Here is a 21,263-nt window from a genome sequence, read left to right as displayed (position 1 = left end):
GCTCGCGAATTCAGAATGTAAAAAGCCTCTCCATCTTGAGAGGCTTTTGTATTTATGGAAAGCGGAGGTGTCAGTTAATCGCGGTACTTGCTCGACGCTTTAGCTTAAAGCCCATACTGGTCGGCCGTTCTTCTGACTCACCTTTGATGGCATGCAACAGTTTTTCTGCCGCCTTGGTGCCCATGCGCTCGTAATCAAATTCTGCCGATGTCAAACTTGGGTAAGCGTGCTCCCCCATAGAAGAGCCTTCAAGACAAATAATGGCAATGTCGGTCGGGACTTTGAGCACGCGGCGATGGCACTCAAAGAGCGCACCAATTGCTATCTCCTCATGGCTACACACTAAAGCATTCAAGCTTGAATCGCGCAGCAATAACTTCGCCAATCCTTCCGCACCCAATTGTGAAGATGGCGCTTCATGAGTCGTTAGAAAATGATCTGGGGTGAGATAGTTTTCAATCATCGCACTTTGCCAACCGTGTAACTGGCGTTGCAACGTTGAGTGATTCCCGCGCGCCCCAATAAAACCAACGTTCTTAAAACCTTGTTCAATCAGGTGTCTGGTACAGGCCTTACCCACTTCGAAGTGATCCACGCCAATGTTGAGATAACTGGCCTTTGAGCTCAGTTCGGCAATCTCTAACACTGGCGTATTTGACGCCTCTAACAGTTGATGCGTTCGCTGACTATGCTCACTTCCAAACAGTACGACGCCCGCAGGACGGCTCTCTAAAAAGGTCGAAAGCAACTTTTCTTCTTGCTCAATCGAGTAGTCGCTGTAACCCAATAATAATTGATAACCCGCTTTGTTTAACGCCTGTTGGAAGCTTGGTAAGAAATGCGCGCATGCCTTTTCAAACAGTGACGGAATGATTAGAGCGATGGAATAACTTTCTGCAGATGCGAGTGCCCCTGCGGCTTTGTTCGGGATATAGCCGAGCTCATCAACCACTTGTTGAATTTTTTCTCTCAGCTTATCGGATACCAGCTCTGGCGTTCGTAATGCTCGCGACACCGTCATCGTGCCTACGCCTGCTTGTTTGGCGACATCAGCCAAAGTGACATTGCCGGTACTTCTTCGTTTGCGAGGTTCGCTCATTGTTTTTATTTAATGTTCTCTAATTTCAGCTGCGACATCTTATCACAGCGCTTTAATGGTTTTGATATTAGCGCATTAGAACTCGAACACCAGCACATGAAACTTCGATGCCTAATAAAAATGATAGCGCTATCACAATTAATGGTAGCGCTATCAGATAGCGCTACCATTTGTGATCACTCTCAGGTTTTTCTGGCAAATTGATCGATAAAGTACGCAGCAACAAAACAACAAATCGGAAACATTCCAATGCTATGTGAACTGATTACCTCTGATGTCATTCGCATCCATTCTGACGCAACCGACTGGAAAGATGCGATCAGCAAATCTTGTGAAGCTTTGATTGAAAATGGCGCGATAGAACCAAGTTACGTTGAAGCAATTTACCGCTCGCACGAAGAGCTTGGCCCTTACTACGTGGTAGGTCCGGGCATGGCGATGCCACACGCTCGCCCTGAAGATGGCGTTAACCGTTTATCACTGGCGATCACGGTGATCCAAAACGGCGTCAATTTTAACTCTGAAGAAAATGACCCAGTAAAAATGCTGGTCACGCTAGCGGCAACGGACAGTAATAGCCACGTTGATGCGATTTCGAAACTGGCGGAATTGTTTATGAATGAATTGCATGTAGAGGCCATCTGCAACGCTCAAAGCAAAGAAGATGTTCTTGCGATCATCGACAAATACTAAGTTTTACTCCTGACATACCCCATTCACAAATGGGTATACCCCCTATAAAAAAGAAAAGGTCTGAATTATGAAAATTATGGTTGTTTGCGGTCACGGTCTTGGTACTAGCCTAATGATGGAAATGAGCATCAAAAGCATCGTAAAAGAATTGAACGTCGATGCCGCTGTGGATCACATCGATCTTGGCTCAGCAAAAGGCACAAGTTGCGACATTTTCATCGGCACAAAAGACATTGCAGAACAGTTGGAAGCACTTGGCGTTGAGCAACGTATCGTAGCGCTTGATAACATGGTCGACAAAGTCGCAATGAAAGAGCGTTTATCTGTGGCACTTCAAGAGCTTGGCGCTCTATAAGGTGGCGTTATGGAATTCTTCAGTTTCTTAATGAACGATGTCCTATCAGAGCCAGCGGTTCTGGTCGGTCTCATCGCTCTAATCGGCTTAATTGCCCAGAAAAAACCGGTCACCGAGTGCATTAAAGGCACGGTAAAAACCATTCTTGGTTTCATCGTGCTTGGCGCGGGTGCAGGTCTAGTTGTGACTTCTCTGGGTGACTTTGCGACCATTTTCCAACACGCATTTGGCATCACAGGCGTAGTTCCAAACAACGAAGCTATCGTCTCTATCGCGCAAGAAGCGTTTGGTAAAGAGATGGCGATGATCATGTTCTTCGGTATGTTAGTGAACATCTTGATCGCTCGCTTCACGCCATGGAAATTCATCTTCCTAACCGGTCACCACACACTATTTATGTCGATGATGGTAGCAGCGATTCTGGCATCTAGCGGCATGAAAGGCGTTCCACTGATCGCGCTTGGCTCTGTGGTTGTGGGTTCTGTAATGGTGTTCTTCCCTGCGATCGCTCACAAGTACATGAAGCAAGTTACAGGTTCTGACGACGTTGCGATTGGTCACTTCTCTACCCTTTCTTACGTGCTAGCTGGCTTTATTGGCAGCAAGTTCGGTAACAAAGAACACTCTACTGAAGAGATGAATGTCCCTAAAAGCTTGCTGTTCCTACGTGATACACCAGTGGCGATCTCGTTCACCATGGGCATCATCTTTGTGGTGACGTGTTTGTTCGCTGGCGGTGATTTTGTCCGTGAAGTCAGTGGCGGTAAACATTGGTCTATGTTTGCGCTAATGCAATCCATCACATTTGCAGGTGGTGTGTACGTTATCCTGCAAGGTGTACGTATGGTTATCGCAGAAATCGTTCCTGCATTTAAAGGCATCTCAGACAAACTGGTTCCAAACGCAAAACCTGCACTGGATTGTCCGGTTGTGTTCCCATACGCACCAAATGCGGTATTGGTGGGCTTCCTATCTAGCTTTACAGCCGGTCTAGTGGGCATGTTCCTACTTTACGTGATGGGTCTTACTGTGATTATCCCTGGTGTAGTTCCACACTTCTTTGTGGGTGCGGCTGCGGGTGTATTTGGTAACGCAACAGGTGGTCGTCGCGGCGCAATTCTAGGTGCGTGTGCACAAGGTCTACTGATTACTTTCCTACCTGTCTTCCTAATGCCAGTACTGGGTGATCTTGGCTTTGCAAACACAACATTCAGTGATGCTGACTTCGGCATTGTAGGTATCCTACTTGGCCTGATTGTGCGCTAAGCTTTTATTCTTATGAATGCAGAATTAGGCTCGTCGGCATTCATCTCTAAGAAAAGCATTCAAACAAAACGCCCCTCACGTGAGGGGCGTTTTTCATATTGAGGCTATCTTATTGAGACAACAACTTTCTCGTTGGTTCTTGCTCGGTGTATTCAACGGATTCGTTACCAGATAGTTTATCGACGTCCGCTTGTTCGCCGCTCACCACCAGTACCTGTTGCTTCACCAACGCATCAACCACTTTAAGGTTATGTTGACGAAGAAGCGCTCTCACTTCGCTCTCTTTCCCTTTGTGATACTTAACAAAGTAACGCGTAGGTTGTTGCTCAGCTTGTTCAGAACGTTCATCCACGAGCGGAAATCCTTGATTGTTCGCCAAGCTGGCCGAGCTTAGTCCGATTGCCAATAGTGCGGTAGCACTCACCGCAGACAAAGAAAGTAAGGTCAACTTCTTCATAGCCACTCCTTATTGAAAAGTCAGAGTCCAACTGTTGATTGTGCCTGTGTCTCTTCTGGCACTGTCTACCGCTTTTAGTTCCCAAGAACCTTGTGATTCAAAACCAGAGAAATCCGCTTGGAAAGTGGCTTTGATATCGTTAGCGCTGCCGCCAGTATTATCGTGAAGCACGACTTCTCCACCAGTCGGTGAAGTTAGCGTCACTCGTAGGTCACCGATGTAAGTGTGGCTAATATCAACGTCAATACTTACTGTACCTGAATCACCAGAGCGATCGACATCTACTGCGCTGATTGCGCCAGAAGATTTGTTGTCAGGAATCGCAACAGGGCTGGTGTTTGAGAAGCTAGAGTCCGAAGAGCTACCGCCACCGTCAGGACCGTTACAGCCCGCATCCAAGAACAGTTTCGCCGCTTCCGCATTCACTAGGCCGTGACCTGTGCGGTTGTCTCGTCCAGCGACATCAATGTCTGTTGCCGTTTGAACTAGGGCATTACGTACTTGCGCTGCTGTACACGTTGGGTGGTAACTCCACACCAAGCCTGCTACGCCAGTTACATGAGGTGTTGCCATCGATGTACCATTGTAGTACTCGTAATCTTCACCAGAGGTGGTTGAAACCGTAATTTCTTGACCAACATACCCCAACAGCTCTTGACCAAATGCACGGTCAACCGTCACCGAAACCATACGATAAGCGTTGTTTGTGTCAACCAAGAATGGGTTTTGTAAACCAGGTAGTTCAGAGTTGCTGTATACGATTGCCGCTCGTGCACCTGCATTGTAACAAGCTTGAACCGCATCCACTTCTGGGTAGTTACCTGAAGACTGGTTGCCAATACGTTCAGTCAAACAGATTTTGCCTGACATATCACCACAGTTAAAGTTACCGCCAGATACATCACAGCTATCTAGCATTGCTGTTACTGAACCAGCGATTGGATCTGGCACATACGAAGAACCGTTATTAATCAAACGATTGTGAGGAACAATCCCACGATCAAACTGACTTACACCATTCAAGGTAATATCAGAAAGTTTACCTTCGCCTACCGTAACCGTTGATAAAATCGCCACCCCAGGGCCAGAGATCTCAACTTGATCAGTAGATTGCGAGAACGCCGCATGATCATTTTGGTTATCGACAGCAGCAACAGACATAACTGAATCGTAAGAAGCTGGGTAGCTGTGTGCTGTGTTACCGTCATTACCAGCTGCGGCGATTAGCAGAACGCCTTGATCGTAAATGTTTTGCAGTGCATTTTGCTCAGTTCGGCTTGATTGACTACCACCAAGACTCATGTTCACAACGTTGGCACCATTATCTGCACACGTTTGGATCGCTTTAACAAGCCCAGATGAGTAACCCCAACCTGATTCGTTAAATACTTTCACGATGTGCAAATTCACATTCTGGTTTGGCATCACACCCTTCACACCTTCGGTGTTGGCAATCGCTGCGATAGTACCTGCTACGTGAGTACCGTGGGCGTTATTGTTACCCGGATCGCTCCATGATCCTGTACCACTATCGTTAGTACCTGCAACACGGTTACCGCTTAGGTCGTTGTGCGAGATGTCGTACCCTGAATCGATAATACATACAGTGCGATTACCAGCATTGAAGTCGTCTAACTGTTGAGCATTAACCGCTTCATAACCCCACGGGGTAGTTTCGCTGAGCAAATAGCGAGGCGGATCGACTTCGACATATTCCACATCACTGCGATTACGAAGTGGTTCTAAGTCATCACCATCCAACTCAACGCTGTAAATGGCGCGATTACCCAATTTTTCCACCTTACGTGCCTTCACCTGTTGTAAAACAGACTCCTGCGCGATTCGTGGTCCCCAAAATGAGTTACCACCCATTGAAGATCGGCTGACTGCATCTTCTTTGAATTTGACGATGTACTTCGTCGGTAACTTAGATTCATCAAATCCCATTGGTGGAGCCGCAAACGCTGACATAGAAGTGGTCAGTGCTATCGCTACGGCAGACAACGAAAATAAGCCTTGTTTTTTGCTTGTTGTGTAGTGCATTTGCCCTATTCCTTATTTGAGCTAATTTTTATTCACTATATTCTCATGAAAAGTCATCACCATGATGTTCGCATGAGAGCTTCAGCTATAGTTTATAGGCCAAAAATGCCAAACAATTTGTTTCATGAATATACAACTTTGTACAAAAGATCATTCAATAAACATTTTTAGTTAACATCAAAAAGCATAAACAAAACCTTATAAAGCAATCACTTAATTAACAAAAAGTGCATGTTAAATTAATGTTAGTGAGTAATTATTCTAAATAATACACATTTAATCGATTGCTATGCTGAATGGATTTTTTGACTGTGGTGCCAAAACTGAAATATTGAATATTTAGTTGTTGACTGTCTTGAGTATTTACTCAGAATTAGAAGGTTTAGTGAGAAAAATTCTCATCTAAATACTGTTATAGCCGAGCGTATTCACGTATTCGGAACCATAACCATTACAAGAAGAGTGAATGATGAAAAAAACAATCACACTATTAACTGCATTACTTCCGCTTGCCTCTGCCGTTGCAGAGGAGCCAACATTATCACCAGAAATGGTTTCTGCGTCTGAAGTGGTCAGCACGCAAGAAAATCAAACCTATACTTACGTTCGCTGCTGGTATCGTACGAGCCACTCTAAGGATGATGCGGCTACCGACTGGAAATGGGCAAAAAACCAAGATGGTAGTGACTTCACTATCGACGGTTATTGGTGGAGCTCTGTTTCATTTAAAAACATGTTCTACACCAACACTTCACAAAACGTGATTCGCCAGCGCTGTGAAGAAACACTAGATCTGGCGAACGAGAACGCAGACATTACGTTTTTTGCTGCTGACAATCGCTATTCTTATAACCACACGATCTGGAGCAATGATGCTGCAATGCAACCAGATCAAATCAACAAAGTAGTGGCTTTGGGCGACAGCTTATCTGATACAGGCAACATCTTTAACGCTTCCCAATGGCGCTTCCCTAACCCAAACAGCTGGTTCTTAGGTCACTTCTCGAACGGTTTTGTTTGGACGGAATACGTGGCTAAAGCCAAAAACTTACCGCTTTATAACTGGGCAGTTGGCGGCGCAGCAGGTGAGAACCAATACATTGCGCTAACAGGTGTCGGCGAACAAGTTTCTTCTTACTTGACCTACACAAAACTGGCGAAAAACTACAACCCAGCAAACACATTGTTTACGTTGGAGTTTGGTTTAAATGATTTCATGAACTACAACCGTAGCGTGCCGGAAGTAAAAGCGGATTACGCTGAAGCTCTGATTCGTCTAACAGACGCGGGCGCGAAGAACTTCATGTTGATGACACTGCCAGACGCAACCAAAGCACCACAGTTCAAATACTCAACGCAGGAAGAAATTGAAACGATTCGCGCGAAAGTATTGAAAATGAACGAGTTCATCAAAGCACAAGCGATGTACTATAAAGCTCAAGGTTACAACATTTCATTGTTTGATACGCACGCGCTGTTTGAGACGTTAACCTCGGCACCAGAAGAACACGGGTTCGTGAATGCAAGTGATCCTTGTCTGGACATCAACCGCTCATCTTCTGTGGATTACATGTACACCCATTCATTACGCTCAGAGTGCGCGGCATCTGGCGCAGATAAGTTTGTGTTCTGGGATGTGACTCACCCAACCACAGCCACGCATCGTTATGTTGCTGAAAAAATGTTGGAAAGCAGCAATAACTTAGAAGAGTTTCGCTTTTAATAAGTATTTCTTATAAGCTAAACTCTTAATCATCATAAATACTTTGATGATAAAAATGGCCACGAAATATCGTGGTCATTTTGTTTTCATATACATGAGTCTACTTTTATATTTAAATATAGATGAACAATAATTAAAATACAAAATTCCAAGTTATAAGTATTATAAACAAAACTTTTAAATACCAGCAAACCAGTAAAATCTAAACTTATTCAACATGCAATCCATTTAAATTTCATCATGGTCATTTTTGATTATTGAATTTAAAGAAGAGTTAAGTGACAAGTTAATAAAAAATACCCACATAACACAGGTAAGACCGAGAGGAGTGTGTCATGTGGGTTTAAACGATAGTTCTCTTGCTGATTCGAACTACCAACGTTGGGATGCAATGGAAATACAAATGACTCAGAGTTTCCATCACGGACACTTTATCGCTGGATTTCCCTCTATTTGTTAGGGAACAGTCAGCACAATAAAAATAGAGAAGTAATACCGCAAAAATAAAAATAGAGGCTCTGAGTTTAATTTACACGCAAAATAATCACCACATTCACGATATGAACCATTAATAAATTCATCAATAAATATTTATTAAGTTAATTTTATTTATTGTCAATATACTGTTAGTTTTACTCATAAATATACTGGTCAGATTTGTTTATTTTACTGCTTTTCGTTGCAATACAATTTCTAATTAATTTATGAGAAAAAACATGCAGCGACAATTCACTCTTTCACCGATTTATTTATTAATCGGTTTAGCCTCATCGACGGCTTATGCCGGTGGTTTTCAAATTAACGAACATTCGGCGACGGGTCTTGGTCGTGCTTTTGCTGGTGATGCTGTTATTGGTGATAATGCGTCTGTAGTCAGCCGCAACGCCGCAGCGATGACGCTGTTTAAACAAAATGCCTTATCGTTCGGTGTCACTTACGTCAAACCTGACGTTACCGTTAAAAATGCGCAATATCATCGAGCTAACATTAATGCGGATGTCAATGTTGGTATGGGCGGTTTTCCTCCGTCCCCTCAAGTTGACATTACCCCGTCCTTCTCTCAAACCGTGACCGACATTGATGACGTCGATGGCGTTGGTCAACCAGCCGTTGTACCCAATTTTTACTTTATTCACCCTATCAACGACGACTGGTATCTAGGCTTATCGGCATACTCCAACTTCGGAACCGACATGGAGTTTAAACCAAACTATGGCGCACCTGTTTTTGGCGGTGTCACCAGCGTCGCGAGTGTCAACCTTGGCGCAAGCTTGGCATACAAGGTGAACGATCGTTTTAGTATCGGTGGTGGTATTGATGTGATTTACGGCTCTGGTGAGCTGTACCGCGATATGGACGTGGGTGTTTGCGTTGGTGGGAACATACTTGGAAACGAACTAGAACAACGCTGTGGATCCGTAAAAGGCAACGCACTTGATGTGGAAGCTGGCGGCATTGGGCTTGGCGCGAACATTGGCATGATGTACGAGTTTAACGAACGTCATCGCTTAGGTTTAAGCTACAAGCACAGCCCTAACATAGATGCCAAGGGCGACATCCACTTTGCTGGCGAATCGTACGACTCGCTTGCTATGCCGCTACCGGATATTGCGGAGTTTTCCGGTTATCACCGCGTCTTACCTAAATTTGCCCTGCACTATTCTGTGCAGTGGATTGGTTGGTCAGCATTTGACAGCTTGAAAGCTGATGATCAGTTGCTAAAAGATTTTCAGTGGCAAGACTCCGCGCACTACTCCATCGGTGCGACTTGGTACGCCAATGAACGTTGGACACTTCGCACGGGTTACATGTTCGACAAAACACCTGTCGATGAGCTGACTTCGCTTTCTATTCCAGATTCGAACCGTCACTGGTTATCTGCGGGTGCCTCTTACCAATGGTCATCAGATACCACGGTTGACATCGGCATGACGTACTTGATTGGTGAAGATGTCAACGTAGAAGAGTACGCGTATGAAGGTGTTCCTGCACCGATGGTAACGGGCGTGACCCATTCAAATGCGTTCCTAATTGGTGCCCAACTCAGCCACCGTTTCTAATTTGTCAGGCAGTGATCAAACCTCTAGGTCATTGCCTTGTAACAACGCTTATCAAAGCGACCGAACAGAGACATTATTATGAACAAAACACTACTTGCTTTTTCACTCTCACTTCTCACTCTAAGCGCGGCTCAGGCTTCGGAATGGGGCTATGGCAATGACAAACACGGGCCAGAACACTGGGGAGAAATCGCCAAAGACTGCGCAACCACGAAAAACCAAAGCCCAATCAACATCGACAACCCAGCTGATGCAAAACTGGAAGCACTGAACCTTTCGTACACTGGTCAGGTCATTGGTTTAACCAACAATGGTCATACGCTGCAAGCGCAAGTGAACGGACGTAACAGCTTCACCATCGATGGCGAGACGTTCGAACTGCAACAGTTCCATTTCCACACACCTTCAGAAAACCAAATCAAAGGCCGCCAATATCCACTTGAAGCGCACTTTGTACACGCCAACGAAGACGGCGAGTTGGCGGTAATTTCGGTGATGTTTGATGCTGGTGATCAAAACGCAGCGCTGTCTAAACTGATCAACGCAATCCCACAAGAGAATCAAACCACCTTCTTTAAAGATACGTTTGAGATTAACGACTTACTGCCAAAAACTGCAAACTACTATCGATTTAACGGCTCTTTAACCACACCGCCATGTTCAGAAGGTGTGCGCTGGTTTGTGCTTAAAGACACTCAAACCTTATCCAAAGATCAAGCCGCGAAACTGATGGAAGTCATGGGACAAAACAATCGTCCGCTGCAACCGCTAAATGCGCGCGTTGTACTTTCTAACTAATCGCCACATTCGATAAGGGGCATCGTATTTGCCCCTTGATTTAATTCGCTCTAACCTCACTTCGTTACAGGAACCCCCAATGAAAACTCCATCTGTTCTGTCACTCTTACTCGCACTCGCCCCGACACTCGCCTTCCCTCATAACCTTTCTGTCGGTCAAACCACCCCTTCCGTCAGCATTGATACCTATGGCGAAATGACGCTGCGAGGAGACGATGTGGCTTATCAACCTTGGGCAACTCAGCAGATGTTAGGCAAAGTCCGTGTGATACAAGCCATTGCAGGTCGTAGTAAAGCTAAAGAGATGAACGCGCCGCTGATGTCAGCAATCACTGCCGCTCACTTTCCTAAAGATCAGTATCAGACCACAACCGTGATCAACCAAGAAGACGCCATATGGGGAACCGGTACATTTGTGAAATCGTCGGCAGAGGACAGCAAAAAGACATTCTCTTGGTCTTCCATGGTGTTAGACAAAAATGGCGTATTAGCAACAACTTGGGATCTACAGCAAGAAAGTTCTGCGATTATCGTACAAAATAAACAAGGCGAAATTTTATTCGTGAAAGAAGGGGCTTTAACTCAAGACGAAGTCACACACGTCATCGAACTGATTAAACAGAATATCTAAACCTAAGGTAAGGAAAAGCTATGAAACTGTTCAACACCATCGCACTCTGTCTTTTAGCGGCTGTAGCCTCTTTCCAATCGGTTGCTGGAGACAACGATTGGGACAAGATTGCAGATAAAACCGTCAGTTTTAAATCGGAAACCGACACAGTCAATCCACTGTCACCATTTGCTAACGCTCGTTTCAGCCACATCAAAATCAAATGTACGCAAGGTACGGTCGATCTGAAAAGCGTTAAAGTGATCATGAAAGATGGTCAGGAAAAGACGTTCGACAGTTTAGGTGTTCTGACTAAAGGCATGTCATCAAGAAGCTTAAGTCTACCAACGAAAGATAACGCGAAATTAGACAAGATCGAGTTGAACTATGAATCGGTTGGCAGCACAGCGCTGCAAGTCGCGGGGGTGACCAAGAAAGCAAAAGTAGAAATTTTAGGTAAGAAAATCGACGAGTAAGCGATGGCTCAACGAGCTCTCCCAAACTAAAAACAGCGGCACTAGGCCGCTGTTTTCATTAAAAATTATCATTAAATGAATTTCTTCAGCTTCGCCAAACCATAAGCCGCGATAGTGACACAATCTTTGATCGTGCCGTCGATCATCATTTGTTCGAACTCCTCAACAGAAAAAGCGCGAGTGATCAAATCCTCTTCTTCACTGTCGAGTTGATTGCCCACGTCCGTTAAATCACTGGCGAAGTAGACGTGACATGTCTGATTCAAAAAGCCGTATGCGATAAACTGCGCGCCGACATACGCCATGGCGCTCGCCTGCATGCCCGTTTCTTCACGCAGCTCGCCTTTGGCAAGCTCAAGATGATCCGCATCTGGGTTTGATTCCCACGCCCCTTGTGGGATCTCCCAACAACGTTGACCTACGGTGTAACGGTACTGCTGAACCAAGTGAATCATCCCGTTATCGATAGCCAGAATCGCAGCACAATCAGGTTTGTCGACCACACCATAGATGCCCTCTGCGCCGCTCGGACGTAAAATTTTGTCCTCACGCACCGTCATCCACTTGTTCTGGTAAACGACTTTGCTGTCTAACTGTTTGATGTCTGACATGGTTATTCCTTGATTTTTCTGAGGGTTACAGCGGAATAATACCCGATTCGGTTACGCCACCAAAATGTTCTTTAGTTCACTCAAAGACTCAACGGTGTAATTTGGTGCGATACGCTCATCGACGCTTGTGCCTGTGGTATTTAACCAGCAAGTTTCAATACCAAAATTATTACCACCCAGAATATCGGAATGCAGGTTGTCACCCACCATCAGTACGCGCGTTTTGCATGGGTTGCCCATTTGCTGCATCGCGTATTCAAAAATACCTAAGTCCGGTTTTGCTACGCCCACTTGTTCAGAGATCACCACTTTATCGAAGTACTCAGTCATCCCTGTGCGCTCAAGGCGAATCGCTTGCAACTCTGTAAAACCGTTGGTGATGATGCCCATTTTGGCTTTGCCTTGCAGTGCTTCCATCAACTCTTTTGCACCTGGCAACAAGCTGCAAATATCGGCCATCGCTTCTAAAAATGCGCTATTGAGATCTGCTGTTGTGGTATTCAACTTCTCAGCCCACTCGGTAAAGCGGTTATGTTTTAGCTCATCTGCCGTTACTTTGCCGTCTTGGTAATCCACCCAAAGCGGTTTGTTTACGGTTTGGTAATGAGCAAAATCTTGTTCAGTAAAATCTACGCCTTTGCGAGAAAACATAAGCTGCAAACCTTTGAAAGCATCAAAGTGGAATAAGGTTTCGTCAGCGTCAAACAGGATCCAATCGTACTTCATTTTCTTCTTCCCAAAGTCAAGGTCGTAATACTGGTGCATAGTCTAGATTGTTTTCTTCTTGAAGATAATCTCTATAATTGGAAATTAATTGTATCCTTGTGCTCAACAATAAATGCTTCACGATGATAGGAGATTGATGTGAACGCGATTGCCTCCCTGCCCGTTTTTGTTGCTGTTGTCGAATGCGGCAGCTTTTCCCTTGCGGCCAAACAGCTGAATCTGACGAAATCGGCGATCAGCAAACGCATCAACCAACTAGAAGACGATTTGGGCATTCGTCTCCTTAACCGAACCACGCGTAAGCTGAGCCTGACCGAAGCGGGAGAACGCTATTTTGAGTACGCCTCTCAAGCGCTCAACCTAGCCCAGCAAGGCGTGGACGCGGTATCGGAGCTGCAAGGCTCTCCACAAGGTCGGCTCAAAATTACCGTGCCGATGTCTTTCGGTGTGCTGCATATCGCGCCTTTGATCAGCGAGTTTCTCGCTCGTTACCCGAAAATTGAAGTGGATTTAAACCTCGAAGACAAAATGGTCGATTTGGTTAAAGACGGTTTTGATTTGGGGATCCGTATTGGTGAACTCACCTCTTCCAATCTAATCGCAAAACGTCTCGCCCCTTGTAAAAGTGTGCTTTGTGCCTCACCAGATTACTTAGAGGAGTTTGGAACACCACAAAAACCAAGTGATTTAGTCGGTCACAACTGCCTGCGCTACTCCTATTTCCGTGGCGGCGTCGAATGGATGTTCATCAACAACGGCAGCGAATACAAGGTGCTTCCAAAAGGAAACTTTATCGTCAATAACAGCGAAGCCATTCGCCAGTTGCTGTTAAGAGGTTCGGGCATTGCGCAACTGCCAACGTTTATTGCAGGAAGAGACTTTGCCGCAGGAAATCTAAAACCGGTGATGGAAGAGTATTCTCTACCAGAACACGCCATTTATGCGGTGTTCCCTGAGCGCAAGCACATGCCGTTGAAAGTAAGAGCCTTTATCGATTTTATCAGCGAAAAACTCGGCACAGATTTACCTTACTGGGATCGTTACAACCGCCCAGAAAAATAACCGTATTGATGATAAGTGAGTGAGATTTCACTACTGACATATTCTGACATTCCATCCGCGTAACCTTATTTGGAACTCAACAGGCAATCCGCCAAAACCAATAAGGAATCACAATATGGAAACCGTTATCGAAACTGTGCAATTTCGTCTAACCGCAGGCACAACAGAGCAAGACGTGATCGCCGCCGCCAAGCAGTCACAAACGTTTGTGAAGAATCTGCCGGGCTTTTTGTATCGCTCACTCAGTCACGAAGCGACGGACGATGTGTGGACAGACATCATTTACTGGCGTTCAATGGACGATGCCAAACAGGCGGGAAAACAGCTTAAGCAAGCCGCTGAATTTCAGCCTCTGTTATCGATGATTGACTGCGAAAGTTTCGAGCTTAAACATCACAACTTAAAAATGTGCAGTGAGCTAGAGAAGTAATCAGCCACACTACCACTAACAACCAGTAGGTCTAGATAAGGAACATCATGAGCAAATCAGAACGACTGTTTGAGCTACTGACGCTTTTGCGCGCAAAGCGTTACGCCGTGACAGCGAAAGAGCTCGCAGAAAGAATGGAAGTCAGCGAACGTACGATTTATCGCGATATTCAGTCGTTGCTCAGTTCTGGTGTTCCTATTCAAGGTGAAGCAGGTGTCGGCTACTTGTTGCAAGCTGGCTCTCATCTGCCGCCTTTGATGTTCTCAGAAAAAGAGATGATGGCGCTTGAACTGGGTATGCGGATGGTTCGAGCTTGGTCGGATGCCGAACTTGCCGAAGCGTCTCACTCTGCGTCCACCAAAATACTTTCGGTATTGCCAGATAAGCTCAAACAACAAGTGGAAGATTGTCCGCTGATTGTGCCCGATTATCACACCCAATCCGAGACTGCCAAACGAGGGCAGCTTCTGCGCCACGCGATTGATCATCAGTTTAAGGTCAGTTTGGATTATCAAGATGAAAACGGACAAGTGACCGAGAGAAAAATCCAACCGTTAGGCCAGTTCTTTTGGGGCAAAGTCTGGACGCTGGTCGCCTGGTGCGAATTGCGCGATGACTACCGCCAGTTCCGCCTCGACCGTATCCAAGCACTGCGTATGCACGATGAAGAGTTTCAGAGTGCGGAAACCAAATCTCTCAAACATTATATTGCGCAGTATGAATCGAAAGATTGAGTGTTTTTCATCCTTCCATCACAAGGATTCTAAATTGCTCTGCTCAATGCGCGATATTTGGAAAGGCACATTTGGTTAAACTAATGCTTCATTTTTAACAGATGCGCAACCAACCTAAGATCGTTAACTTAAGTAGCACGTCAACCACACCGGAGCGTGAAGCTATGAAAGTACTGATTCAATACACCCAAGCAGGGAAATATCGAGATCAAGCGTGGGAGTCTTTAACTCTTCGATCTAAAGGTGATATGCAGGCCGTTACCCCTTCTTATGCAGCCCAACTTATCGAACAAAGCAAAGCGACACTTGTGATGACAGAAGATCAACAAATCGTTATTCATCCATAACCGACTATTAGCCTTGTTTAACCAACCTTTGTTAGTTACGCAAGGCTTACACCTCGCCATTACACGTTATCAATTTTATATACGACCACCTATATTTACAAAAAACCAATAAGATAGTTCTTATTTTCATTCTCGACATTCTTCTAAAACGCCCTTCCATTCATAGCTAAGATATAGGCTATCTGTTAGTCTCTTTATTTCTTCATGATAAATATTAGGATATTGATATCCTATAAATAGGATAAACCTTGAAAAAGCATCGGTTTATTATAAGGACAGGTGTAATATGCAATTGATCTGGAACATTATTGGATACTTAATGTTCTCTGGTGTATTAGTTATTTTTTTCCAGACATTCTTTATAGGTATCATGCATATTTTAATGCCAAAAAAAATTGTCAATAGCTACTTTACAGAACCTTATTTTAACACTTTCGAACTAGCTCTATTTACGGGATGGCCTTACGCATTTTTCCGAACATTGATGTTTGTTCGTTTAATCGTCCAACCTAGCTCAGGTAAAAAGCGAAAGTTACCCGATATATCCAAAGAAGTGCCTAGATGGTACCGCTCACTATCACTTCTATTAATAGGAATAATTATTATAAACTCTTCTATGCTAATAGTCGTATTCTCTTCAGCTGGAATACTAGCATTAGTAGATAGTTTAAATGCTTAATACCTTATTATTTTTCAAGATCAAGTTGAAACTTTGAAGTTGAATAATGTAGAAATAGCTTATTTGGGCTTAATGTAACTCGAATAAGCTATATTCTTCTCGAAAGCTATATAATTGTCACAACGACGCTTGCTCTCTTACAATAATTCTTCTTCGCTGAGACGACGAATCAACTTAGCAGGTGTGCCTCCGTATAGACAATCTGGCGGCACATCATGGTTGACGACCGAGTTCGCCGCAATCACCGAGCGAGCACCAATCGTTACACCTTGGTTAATGACGGAGTTACCACCAATCCACACATCATCTTCAATCGTGATAGGTTTACAAAACGTCTCCCAACGTCGGCGACTTCGGTAATCCACAGAATGAGAAGCGGTATACAATTGCACGCTTGGACCGATTAGCACGTGGTTCCCGATGGTAATTTTAGCGCCATCAAGCATGACCACATTCATGTTGATAAAGGTTTCTTCGCCGATTTCGATGGTTTTACCGAACTCGCAATGGAAAGGTGCTTGAACAATGCAAAGACCCGCTTTGCCAAACAGCTGTTTTTGTAATTCGTCGCGCTGACTTTCGTCGGTATTGTTATTGAGCGCTCTAAGTGCTTGAAGAGCATGACTTCTAATGGCGTCAATTTCTTTGTCCATTCCATCAAAGATTTGACCAGACATCATTTTTTCGAGTTCTGTCACTGGGAGACTCCTAAAACCTGCAATTACTACTTTCAGATTAATCACACGGTACGTGAATTGCGGAATAAAAAAAGAGAAAAGCCTGCACTTTTCTCTTTCCTGTTTTTATATTTTGTGGAGTCTGTCGACTTACACGATTTCCCAGCTGTGGGTCATCTCAACACCTTCACCTAGCATTAAGCAAACCGAGCAGTATTTTTCTAGCGAGTCAGCCGCCACTTTTGCTACGACTTCTGGGTCAAGCTCGTCACCTGAAACTTCAAAGTGGATATTCACTTGCGTAAAGATACGTGGTGCGGTTTCACGACGCTCTGTGGTTAGCTTGGCATTAACTGACAAGACCTTTTGTCCTGCCGTTTTCAAACCGTCGACAACATCGACAGAGCTACAGCCACCAGCGGCCATTAGTACCATTTCCATTGGGCTTGGTGCCGTTGCACCGCCATTGCCATCCATCACTACGGAGTGACCCGACTGAGATTGCCCAAGGAATTTAAAATCTTCTACCCATTTAACTTCTGCTTGCATGATTTACCTCATTTAGCATCGCTCGTTGAAGACATCGTTGCCCTATCAAGCGGTGTATTTCGTGTCGATACTTTAGCTTTCTCGCATAAAAGGGCAACGGAATTTTCAACATTGCTGTAATTTTTTCGCTCGGTTGCCTTTCTCTATACGTAACACTTTTTATTTCAGTCACACTTTCTACGGAAAACAAAGTTGAGGTAGCTATGAAGAATATATCTAAGTTATTGGTCGGATTCTCTTTCGCACTTCCTGTCTTGTTTCTACTTTTGAGTAAAGCAGGCACCGCCGATACGATGGATAAGATGAAGACTTCAGAGAATGCAGAAATCGCCACACTGGCTGGCGGCTGTTTCTGGTGTACAGAATCTGATTTGGAACAGTTGACTGGCGTAGTCGATGTCGTATCAGGCTATTCTGGTGGTCATGTTGAAAACCCAACTTATCGCCAAGTTTCATCAGGTAAATCAGGTCACATAGAAGTGATCGAAGTTAAGTACGATCCAAAAGTGGTTAGTTACGAGCAAGTGTTGGACTACTTTTTTCGTCATATCGATCCTACTGACGATAAAGGCTCTTTTGTCGACCGTGGCCCACAGTATCGCCCTGCTATTTTCTATCATAACGCGGAACAAAAGCAGATCGCAGAACAGTTTATGATGGAAATCGACAAGGCGATGATCTATCCAAAACCGTTGAAAACAGAACTGATCGAGTTTGAGAAGTTTTATCCTGCAGAAGAGTATCACCAAGACTATTACAAAAAGAGCAGCTTAAAGTATAAGTATTATCGCTATGCGTCTGGTCGAGATAAATACTTGGATGAAGTATTTGGTGATGATCGTAAAGAGACCCCAAAAACGCTTCGTCAGTTGATCGAAGAAAAAAAGTTGATATCAAAAGTGAAAGCGTACAGTAAGCCTGCTAAGTCCGAGATCAAATCAAACTTAACGGAGTTGCAATACTACGTAACGCAAGAAGAAGGCACCGAGCGTCCGTTCGACAACGAATATTGGGACAACAAAGAAGCGGGGATTTACGTTGATATCGTAACTGGTGAGCCGTTGTTTTCTTCTATCGATAAATACAAATCAGGGACGGGTTGGCCAAGTTTCACTAAGCCAATCAACCCAGGTTACATCGTTGAAAAAACCGATTACAAGCTGATTTATCCAAGAACGGAAGTTCGCAGTAAGTTTGGCGATTCTCACCTTGGTCATGTTTTTAAAGACGGTCCGAAGCCAACAGGATTACGCTACTGCATGAACTCTGCGGCAATGAAATTTGTACCTGTAAGTGAAATGAAAACGCAGGGGTATGAAGAGTATCTGTATCTCTTTGATAAATAGTTCGTATTCATTCAACTTCAAGGGCATACGATGGCGAATGGGGAGGACCAGATGAAAGGTTTTAAAACACAATTACCAACCAAAATCTGCTCTGTTTGCCATCGCCCATTTTCTTGGAGAAAGAAATGGGCAAGAAATTGGGACGAAGTCGTTTACTGTTCTGAGCGCTGCCGAAGAAACAAATCAGTCAAAAGTTAGAACCACAAAAACTTTATGCCGCACTGCTAGCCTCATTTTCCAAGGTAACGTGGCCCAGACCAAGCTGCGCTTCACCAAGGTAACAAGGCACCATCATAAGCCCAAAATGCCCCGCTATCCTGCGGGGTTGCTTTGTCAATCAATCCCCATAAGTCTCGCGCGACACGCTCTGGCCTAAACAGCTTTCCTTCAGGTACATTCGCTTGAAAAGGTGCCGACAAAGCCGTATCTGTTGTGCCTGGGTGAAGAGCGAGTACAGTCCCGTGTTTGACCATTCTCCGCCATTCAATCGACATGGTTTTGAGGAACATATTTAACGCGGCTTTCGATGCACGATAGCTGTACCAACCGCCTAAGTGATTATCACTAATACTGCCAACTTTGGCCGAAATGGTCGCAAACTTGGGGTTGGTACTGCGTTTTAACTTGGGCGTGAAGTATTTCGCCAACAGTAAACTCGGCAAAGTATTAACCATGATGGTTTGCTGAAAAAAGTCTGCGTCGAGCGAGCTAAGATTCTTCTCAGGACCTTTATCTTGGGTATGCAACATACCAACGCAGTTCACCAACCAATCAACATGTTCAATTTGCTCACTGAGTGCTTTCACCTGCTCGTCCTGCGATACATCCACTTGATGCCAAAATACATTTGGGTGTTGCCAATCTGGTTGGTGATTACGATAAGTGGCATGCACGCGAGCTTGGGGAAAGCGAACTAGCGCTTGTTGAACCATCGCCAATCCAATGCCGCCATTTCCACCAACGATCAGTATGTCCATTACAAGCTCTCCAAGTTTTCCATATAGTGCTCTGCGGTATCTAATATCGCTTGGCGTTGCTGCTCTTCCATATTGTCCCAAGATCGGAAAATCATCCCTATACGTGGATTCGTTGCTAAGCGTTTGTCGTGTTTGTTCATAAAGCGCCAATACAAGCTGTTAAACGGACACGATCCTTCCCCGCTCCTCGCCTTATTGTCGTAATGGCAACCCTTACAGTAGTCGCTCATTTTGTTGATGTAAGAACCACTCGCCGCGTAAGGTTTGGTGCCAACAATGCCGCCATCCGCAAACAATGCCATGCCACGTGTGTTCGGCATTTCGACCCATTCAATCGCATCAACATAGATACCGAGATACCACTCATCCACTTGGTCTGGATCTATCTCGGTTAGCAAACAAAAGTTACCAGTGACCATCAAACGCTGAATGTGGTGCGCGTAAGCGTAATCAAGAGACTGGCCAATCGCGTTTCGCATACAGGCCATTTTGGTTTCGCCGTTCCAGAAGAAGTCTGGCAGCTTTCTACTCGCTTCCAGTTCATTCTTTTTCGGGTAATGAGGCATGTTCGCCCAATAAACGCCTCGGATGTACTCTCGCCACCCCAAGATCTGACGAATAAAACCTTCTACTTGAGAAATATCGATGTCGGCATTGGCATGAAATGCCTTAAGTGAAGCGTCAATCACCTCTCGCGGATTCAGCAGCTTGCTGTTCAGCGAGAACGAAATCCGGCTGTGATACAAGCTCCATTTAGCCTCGTGCTGACCTGTCATGGCGTCTTGAAAACGACCAAACAGTGGCAAACAGACCTGACAAAAATGCGCGAGTAAAGACAAGCTTTGAGAGCGACTTACTGGCCAGAGTAAATCACCATTTAATTTACCTATGGTTTGAATGTTATGCCGACCTAAGCGCTCGACAATATCACTGACGTCGTGACTGAACATTAATGGCTTTGGCAGCTGTTCAATGTCTTTTGCTTTAAGTTTATTTCGGTTATTGGCGTCGTAGTTCCACTTTCCCCCCATAGGCTTACCGTCTTGCATCAAGATGTCGAAGCGCTTACGCATCCGGCGGTAAAAGTGCTCCATCATGATGTGTTTACCTTGGGGAAACTGCGATTCTATTTCCTCAAACGGTAACAAAAAGTGTTCCGAATCGACGCTGCGCATCACGACCCCATCAAGCTTTAGTTTGGCTAACTGCTCTAGTAAACGGTATTCGTCGGGGCGTTGATATTCAAACTTACTTGCACCAACTTCACTCACGTAGTGTTGTAAGACTTGCGCAAGATCCTCGAAAGATTGTGTGTCATCCAACGTGAGGTGTAAAACTTGATACCCTTCTTCCTGCAACTCGTTGGCAAAATTCGCCATCGCAGAGAAAAAAGCACACACCTTTTGAATGTGATGCGTAACGTAAGTATTTTCTTGTTTCAACTCAGCGACAAGGTAAAGCACCGAGTCGTCTACACGTTGAAACCACGAATGCTCGCTATTAAGTTGGTCACCAAGAATGAGCCGAACCGTCTCGTAATGCATT

At 44.8% G+C, this 21,263-nt stretch carries 24 protein-coding genes; 15 read left to right on the top strand and 9 right to left on the bottom strand.

The annotated features are described in order from the left end of the window. Positions 1-70 precede the first annotated feature (70 nt). Positions 71-1,099: a LacI family DNA-binding transcriptional regulator gene (locus L3V32_RS17690; RefSeq protein ID WP_237284817.1), complete on the bottom strand. Its 1,029-nt coding sequence runs from the start codon at positions 1,097-1,099 to the stop codon at positions 71-73. Positions 1,100-1,348: 249 nt separating this feature from the next. Between L3V32_RS17690 and L3V32_RS17685 the strand changes: the two genes are divergently transcribed. The 3 genes from L3V32_RS17685 to L3V32_RS17675 all read left to right on the top strand — a co-directional run bounded on the left by L3V32_RS17685 (position 1,349) and on the right by L3V32_RS17675 (position 3,413). Beyond that, entirely contained in the window at positions 1,349-1,792 is a 444-nt protein-coding gene (locus L3V32_RS17685) for a PTS sugar transporter subunit IIA (RefSeq protein WP_237284816.1), read from the top strand. A 67-nt stretch (positions 1,793-1,859) separates the two neighbouring features. Then, the gene (locus L3V32_RS17680) at positions 1,860-2,147 is read left to right on the top strand and encodes a PTS sugar transporter subunit IIB (protein WP_005463968.1); all 288 of its coding nucleotides are present in this window, start codon (positions 1,860-1,862) and stop codon (positions 2,145-2,147) included. 9 nt (positions 2,148-2,156) lie between these two features. Then, positions 2,157-3,413: a PTS ascorbate transporter subunit IIC gene (locus L3V32_RS17675; protein ID WP_237284815.1), complete on the top strand. Its 1,257-nt coding sequence runs from the start codon at positions 2,157-2,159 to the stop codon at positions 3,411-3,413. A 109-nt stretch (positions 3,414-3,522) separates the two neighbouring features. On the opposite strand, the gene L3V32_RS17670 is transcribed toward L3V32_RS17675, so the two are convergent. Both L3V32_RS17670 and L3V32_RS17665 read right to left on the bottom strand, forming a co-directional pair. Then, positions 3,523-3,870 carry a hypothetical protein gene (locus L3V32_RS17670; RefSeq protein ID WP_005395359.1) on the bottom strand — a complete coding sequence of 116 codons (348 nt, stop codon included), beginning with the start codon at positions 3,868-3,870 and terminating at the stop codon, positions 3,523-3,525. 9 nt (positions 3,871-3,879) lie between these two features. After that, complete coding sequence (locus L3V32_RS17665; RefSeq protein ID WP_046873865.1) at positions 3,880-5,913, bottom strand: S8 family serine peptidase; 2,034 nt, start codon at positions 5,911-5,913, stop codon at positions 3,880-3,882. A 466-nt stretch (positions 5,914-6,379) separates the two neighbouring features. Here L3V32_RS17665 and L3V32_RS17660 point away from each other — a divergent pair, with 466 nt between their 5' ends. From L3V32_RS17660 to L3V32_RS17640, 5 genes are all read left to right on the top strand, one after another. Continuing rightward, positions 6,380-7,636: a type 2 secretion system lipase gene (locus L3V32_RS17660; protein ID WP_005395362.1), complete on the top strand. Its 1,257-nt coding sequence runs from the start codon at positions 6,380-6,382 to the stop codon at positions 7,634-7,636. A gap of 716 nt (positions 7,637-8,352) precedes the next feature. Further along, positions 8,353-9,696 carry an OmpP1/FadL family transporter gene (locus L3V32_RS17655; protein WP_017819742.1) on the top strand — a complete coding sequence of 448 codons (1,344 nt, stop codon included), beginning with the start codon at positions 8,353-8,355 and terminating at the stop codon, positions 9,694-9,696. A 78-nt stretch (positions 9,697-9,774) separates the two neighbouring features. Further along, positions 9,775-10,494, top strand: a complete 720-nt coding sequence (locus tag L3V32_RS17650; protein WP_025521866.1) for a carbonic anhydrase — start codon at positions 9,775-9,777, stop codon at positions 10,492-10,494. 79 nt (positions 10,495-10,573) lie between these two features. Further along, entirely contained in the window at positions 10,574-11,125 is a 552-nt protein-coding gene (locus L3V32_RS17645; protein ID WP_237284814.1) for a YtfJ family protein, read from the top strand. A gap of 20 nt (positions 11,126-11,145) precedes the next feature. Beyond that, on the top strand, positions 11,146-11,580 hold the full coding sequence (locus tag L3V32_RS17640) for a hypothetical protein (RefSeq protein ID WP_005393700.1): 435 nt from the start codon (positions 11,146-11,148) through the stop codon (positions 11,578-11,580). Between the two features lie 71 nt (positions 11,581-11,651). Here the strand turns inward: L3V32_RS17640 and L3V32_RS17635 are convergent, their stop codons facing one another. Further along, positions 11,652-12,191, bottom strand: coding sequence for an NUDIX hydrolase (locus L3V32_RS17635; RefSeq protein ID WP_020834877.1), 540 nt, complete (start codon positions 12,189-12,191; stop codon positions 11,652-11,654). Between the two features lie 51 nt (positions 12,192-12,242). After that, positions 12,243-12,917 (bottom strand): pyrimidine 5'-nucleotidase, encoded by a 675-nt coding sequence (gene yjjG / locus L3V32_RS17630; RefSeq protein ID WP_237284813.1) that lies wholly within the window; start codon positions 12,915-12,917, stop codon positions 12,243-12,245. A gap of 138 nt (positions 12,918-13,055) precedes the next feature. On the opposite strand from yjjG, the gene L3V32_RS17625 reads away from it, so the two are divergent. The 5 genes from L3V32_RS17625 to L3V32_RS17605 all read left to right on the top strand — a co-directional run bounded on the left by L3V32_RS17625 (position 13,056) and on the right by L3V32_RS17605 (position 16,169). Then, a complete protein-coding gene (locus L3V32_RS17625) occupies positions 13,056-13,979 on the top strand; it encodes a LysR family transcriptional regulator (protein ID WP_029800867.1) in 924 nt (307 codons plus the stop codon). A 115-nt stretch (positions 13,980-14,094) separates the two neighbouring features. Further along, complete coding sequence (locus L3V32_RS17620; RefSeq protein WP_029861917.1) at positions 14,095-14,409, top strand: hypothetical protein; 315 nt, start codon at positions 14,095-14,097, stop codon at positions 14,407-14,409. A 47-nt stretch (positions 14,410-14,456) separates the two neighbouring features. Next, positions 14,457-15,143 carry a YafY family protein gene (locus L3V32_RS17615; protein WP_023583886.1) on the top strand — a complete coding sequence of 229 codons (687 nt, stop codon included), beginning with the start codon at positions 14,457-14,459 and terminating at the stop codon, positions 15,141-15,143. A 164-nt stretch (positions 15,144-15,307) separates the two neighbouring features. After that, positions 15,308-15,490, top strand: a complete 183-nt coding sequence (locus tag L3V32_RS17610) for a hypothetical protein (protein ID WP_047008158.1) — start codon at positions 15,308-15,310, stop codon at positions 15,488-15,490. A gap of 286 nt (positions 15,491-15,776) precedes the next feature. Further along, entirely contained in the window at positions 15,777-16,169 is a 393-nt protein-coding gene (locus L3V32_RS17605; RefSeq protein ID WP_237284812.1) for a hypothetical protein, read from the top strand. Between the two features lie 137 nt (positions 16,170-16,306). On the opposite strand, the gene L3V32_RS17600 is transcribed toward L3V32_RS17605, so the two are convergent. Both L3V32_RS17600 and L3V32_RS17595 read right to left on the bottom strand, forming a co-directional pair. Further along, positions 16,307-16,867 carry a sugar O-acetyltransferase gene (locus tag L3V32_RS17600; RefSeq protein WP_237284811.1) on the bottom strand — a complete coding sequence of 187 codons (561 nt, stop codon included), beginning with the start codon at positions 16,865-16,867 and terminating at the stop codon, positions 16,307-16,309. A 129-nt stretch (positions 16,868-16,996) separates the two neighbouring features. Next, positions 16,997-17,395, bottom strand: a complete 399-nt coding sequence (locus L3V32_RS17595) for an OsmC family protein (protein WP_005393675.1) — start codon at positions 17,393-17,395, stop codon at positions 16,997-16,999. 203 nt (positions 17,396-17,598) lie between these two features. Between L3V32_RS17595 and msrB the strand changes: the two genes are divergently transcribed. Together msrB and L3V32_RS17585 are read left to right on the top strand one after the other, a co-directional pair. Continuing rightward, complete coding sequence (gene msrB, locus L3V32_RS17590) at positions 17,599-18,741, top strand: peptide-methionine (R)-S-oxide reductase MsrB (RefSeq protein WP_237284810.1); 1,143 nt, start codon at positions 17,599-17,601, stop codon at positions 18,739-18,741. Positions 18,742-18,792: 51 nt separating this feature from the next. Continuing rightward, entirely contained in the window at positions 18,793-18,939 is a 147-nt protein-coding gene (locus tag L3V32_RS17585; RefSeq protein ID WP_074189751.1) for a DUF2256 domain-containing protein, read from the top strand. Positions 18,940-19,010: 71 nt separating this feature from the next. On the opposite strand, the gene L3V32_RS17580 is transcribed toward L3V32_RS17585, so the two are convergent. Together L3V32_RS17580 and L3V32_RS17575 are read right to left on the bottom strand one after the other, a co-directional pair. After that, a complete protein-coding gene (locus L3V32_RS17580) occupies positions 19,011-19,718 on the bottom strand; it encodes an SDR family oxidoreductase (RefSeq protein ID WP_237284809.1) in 708 nt (235 codons plus the stop codon). Next, a complete protein-coding gene (locus L3V32_RS17575) occupies positions 19,718-21,262 on the bottom strand; it encodes a cryptochrome/photolyase family protein (protein ID WP_237284808.1) in 1,545 nt (514 codons plus the stop codon). Before L3V32_RS17575 ends, L3V32_RS17580 begins: the two co-directional genes overlap by 1 nt. Between the last annotated feature and the right edge of the window lies 1 nt (position 21,263).

Source organism: Vibrio sp. J2-4 (assembly GCF_021728155.1).
GTDB classification, from domain to species: domain Bacteria; phylum Pseudomonadota; class Gammaproteobacteria; order Enterobacterales; family Vibrionaceae; genus Vibrio; species Vibrio diabolicus.
Note: the sequence above shows the minus strand (reverse complement) of the source record. Positions and strands in the feature narration are given on the sequence as shown.

Bases quoted from the DNA above. Each gene is read 5' to 3' on its own strand.
- L3V32_RS17585 (WP_074189751.1), top strand. From the start codon at position 18,793: ATGAAAGGTTTTAAAACACAATTACCAACCAAAATCTGCTCTGTTTGC.
- L3V32_RS17575 (WP_237284808.1), bottom strand. From the start codon at position 21,262: ATGCATTACGAGACGGTTCGGCTCATTCTTGGTGACCAACTTAATAGC.
- msrB (WP_237284810.1), top strand. From the start codon at position 17,599: ATGAAGAATATATCTAAGTTATTGGTCGGATTCTCTTTCGCACTTCCT.
- L3V32_RS17690 (WP_237284817.1), bottom strand. From the start codon at position 1,099: ATGAGCGAACCTCGCAAACGAAGAAGTACCGGCAATGTCACTTTGGCT.
- L3V32_RS17685 (WP_237284816.1), top strand. From the start codon at position 1,349: ATGCTATGTGAACTGATTACCTCTGATGTCATTCGCATCCATTCTGAC.
- L3V32_RS17605 (WP_237284812.1), top strand. From the start codon at position 15,777: ATGCAATTGATCTGGAACATTATTGGATACTTAATGTTCTCTGGTGTA.
- L3V32_RS17635 (WP_020834877.1), bottom strand. From the start codon at position 12,191: ATGTCAGACATCAAACAGTTAGACAGCAAAGTCGTTTACCAGAACAAG.
- L3V32_RS17620 (WP_029861917.1), top strand. From the start codon at position 14,095: ATGGAAACCGTTATCGAAACTGTGCAATTTCGTCTAACCGCAGGCACA.
- L3V32_RS17675 (WP_237284815.1), top strand. From the start codon at position 2,157: ATGGAATTCTTCAGTTTCTTAATGAACGATGTCCTATCAGAGCCAGCG.
- L3V32_RS17645 (WP_237284814.1), top strand. From the start codon at position 10,574: ATGAAAACTCCATCTGTTCTGTCACTCTTACTCGCACTCGCCCCGACA.
- L3V32_RS17615 (WP_023583886.1), top strand. From the start codon at position 14,457: ATGAGCAAATCAGAACGACTGTTTGAGCTACTGACGCTTTTGCGCGCA.
- L3V32_RS17680 (WP_005463968.1), top strand. From the start codon at position 1,860: ATGAAAATTATGGTTGTTTGCGGTCACGGTCTTGGTACTAGCCTAATG.
- L3V32_RS17595 (WP_005393675.1), bottom strand. From the start codon at position 17,395: ATGCAAGCAGAAGTTAAATGGGTAGAAGATTTTAAATTCCTTGGGCAA.
- yjjG (WP_237284813.1), bottom strand. From the start codon at position 12,917: ATGAAGTACGATTGGATCCTGTTTGACGCTGACGAAACCTTATTCCAC.
- L3V32_RS17660 (WP_005395362.1), top strand. From the start codon at position 6,380: ATGATGAAAAAAACAATCACACTATTAACTGCATTACTTCCGCTTGCC.
- L3V32_RS17665 (WP_046873865.1), bottom strand. From the start codon at position 5,913: ATGCACTACACAACAAGCAAAAAACAAGGCTTATTTTCGTTGTCTGCC.
- L3V32_RS17670 (WP_005395359.1), bottom strand. From the start codon at position 3,870: ATGAAGAAGTTGACCTTACTTTCTTTGTCTGCGGTGAGTGCTACCGCA.
- L3V32_RS17640 (WP_005393700.1), top strand. From the start codon at position 11,146: ATGAAACTGTTCAACACCATCGCACTCTGTCTTTTAGCGGCTGTAGCC.
- L3V32_RS17580 (WP_237284809.1), bottom strand. From the start codon at position 19,718: ATGGACATACTGATCGTTGGTGGAAATGGCGGCATTGGATTGGCGATG.
- L3V32_RS17610 (WP_047008158.1), top strand. From the start codon at position 15,308: ATGAAAGTACTGATTCAATACACCCAAGCAGGGAAATATCGAGATCAA.
- L3V32_RS17655 (WP_017819742.1), top strand. From the start codon at position 8,353: ATGCAGCGACAATTCACTCTTTCACCGATTTATTTATTAATCGGTTTA.
- L3V32_RS17650 (WP_025521866.1), top strand. From the start codon at position 9,775: ATGAACAAAACACTACTTGCTTTTTCACTCTCACTTCTCACTCTAAGC.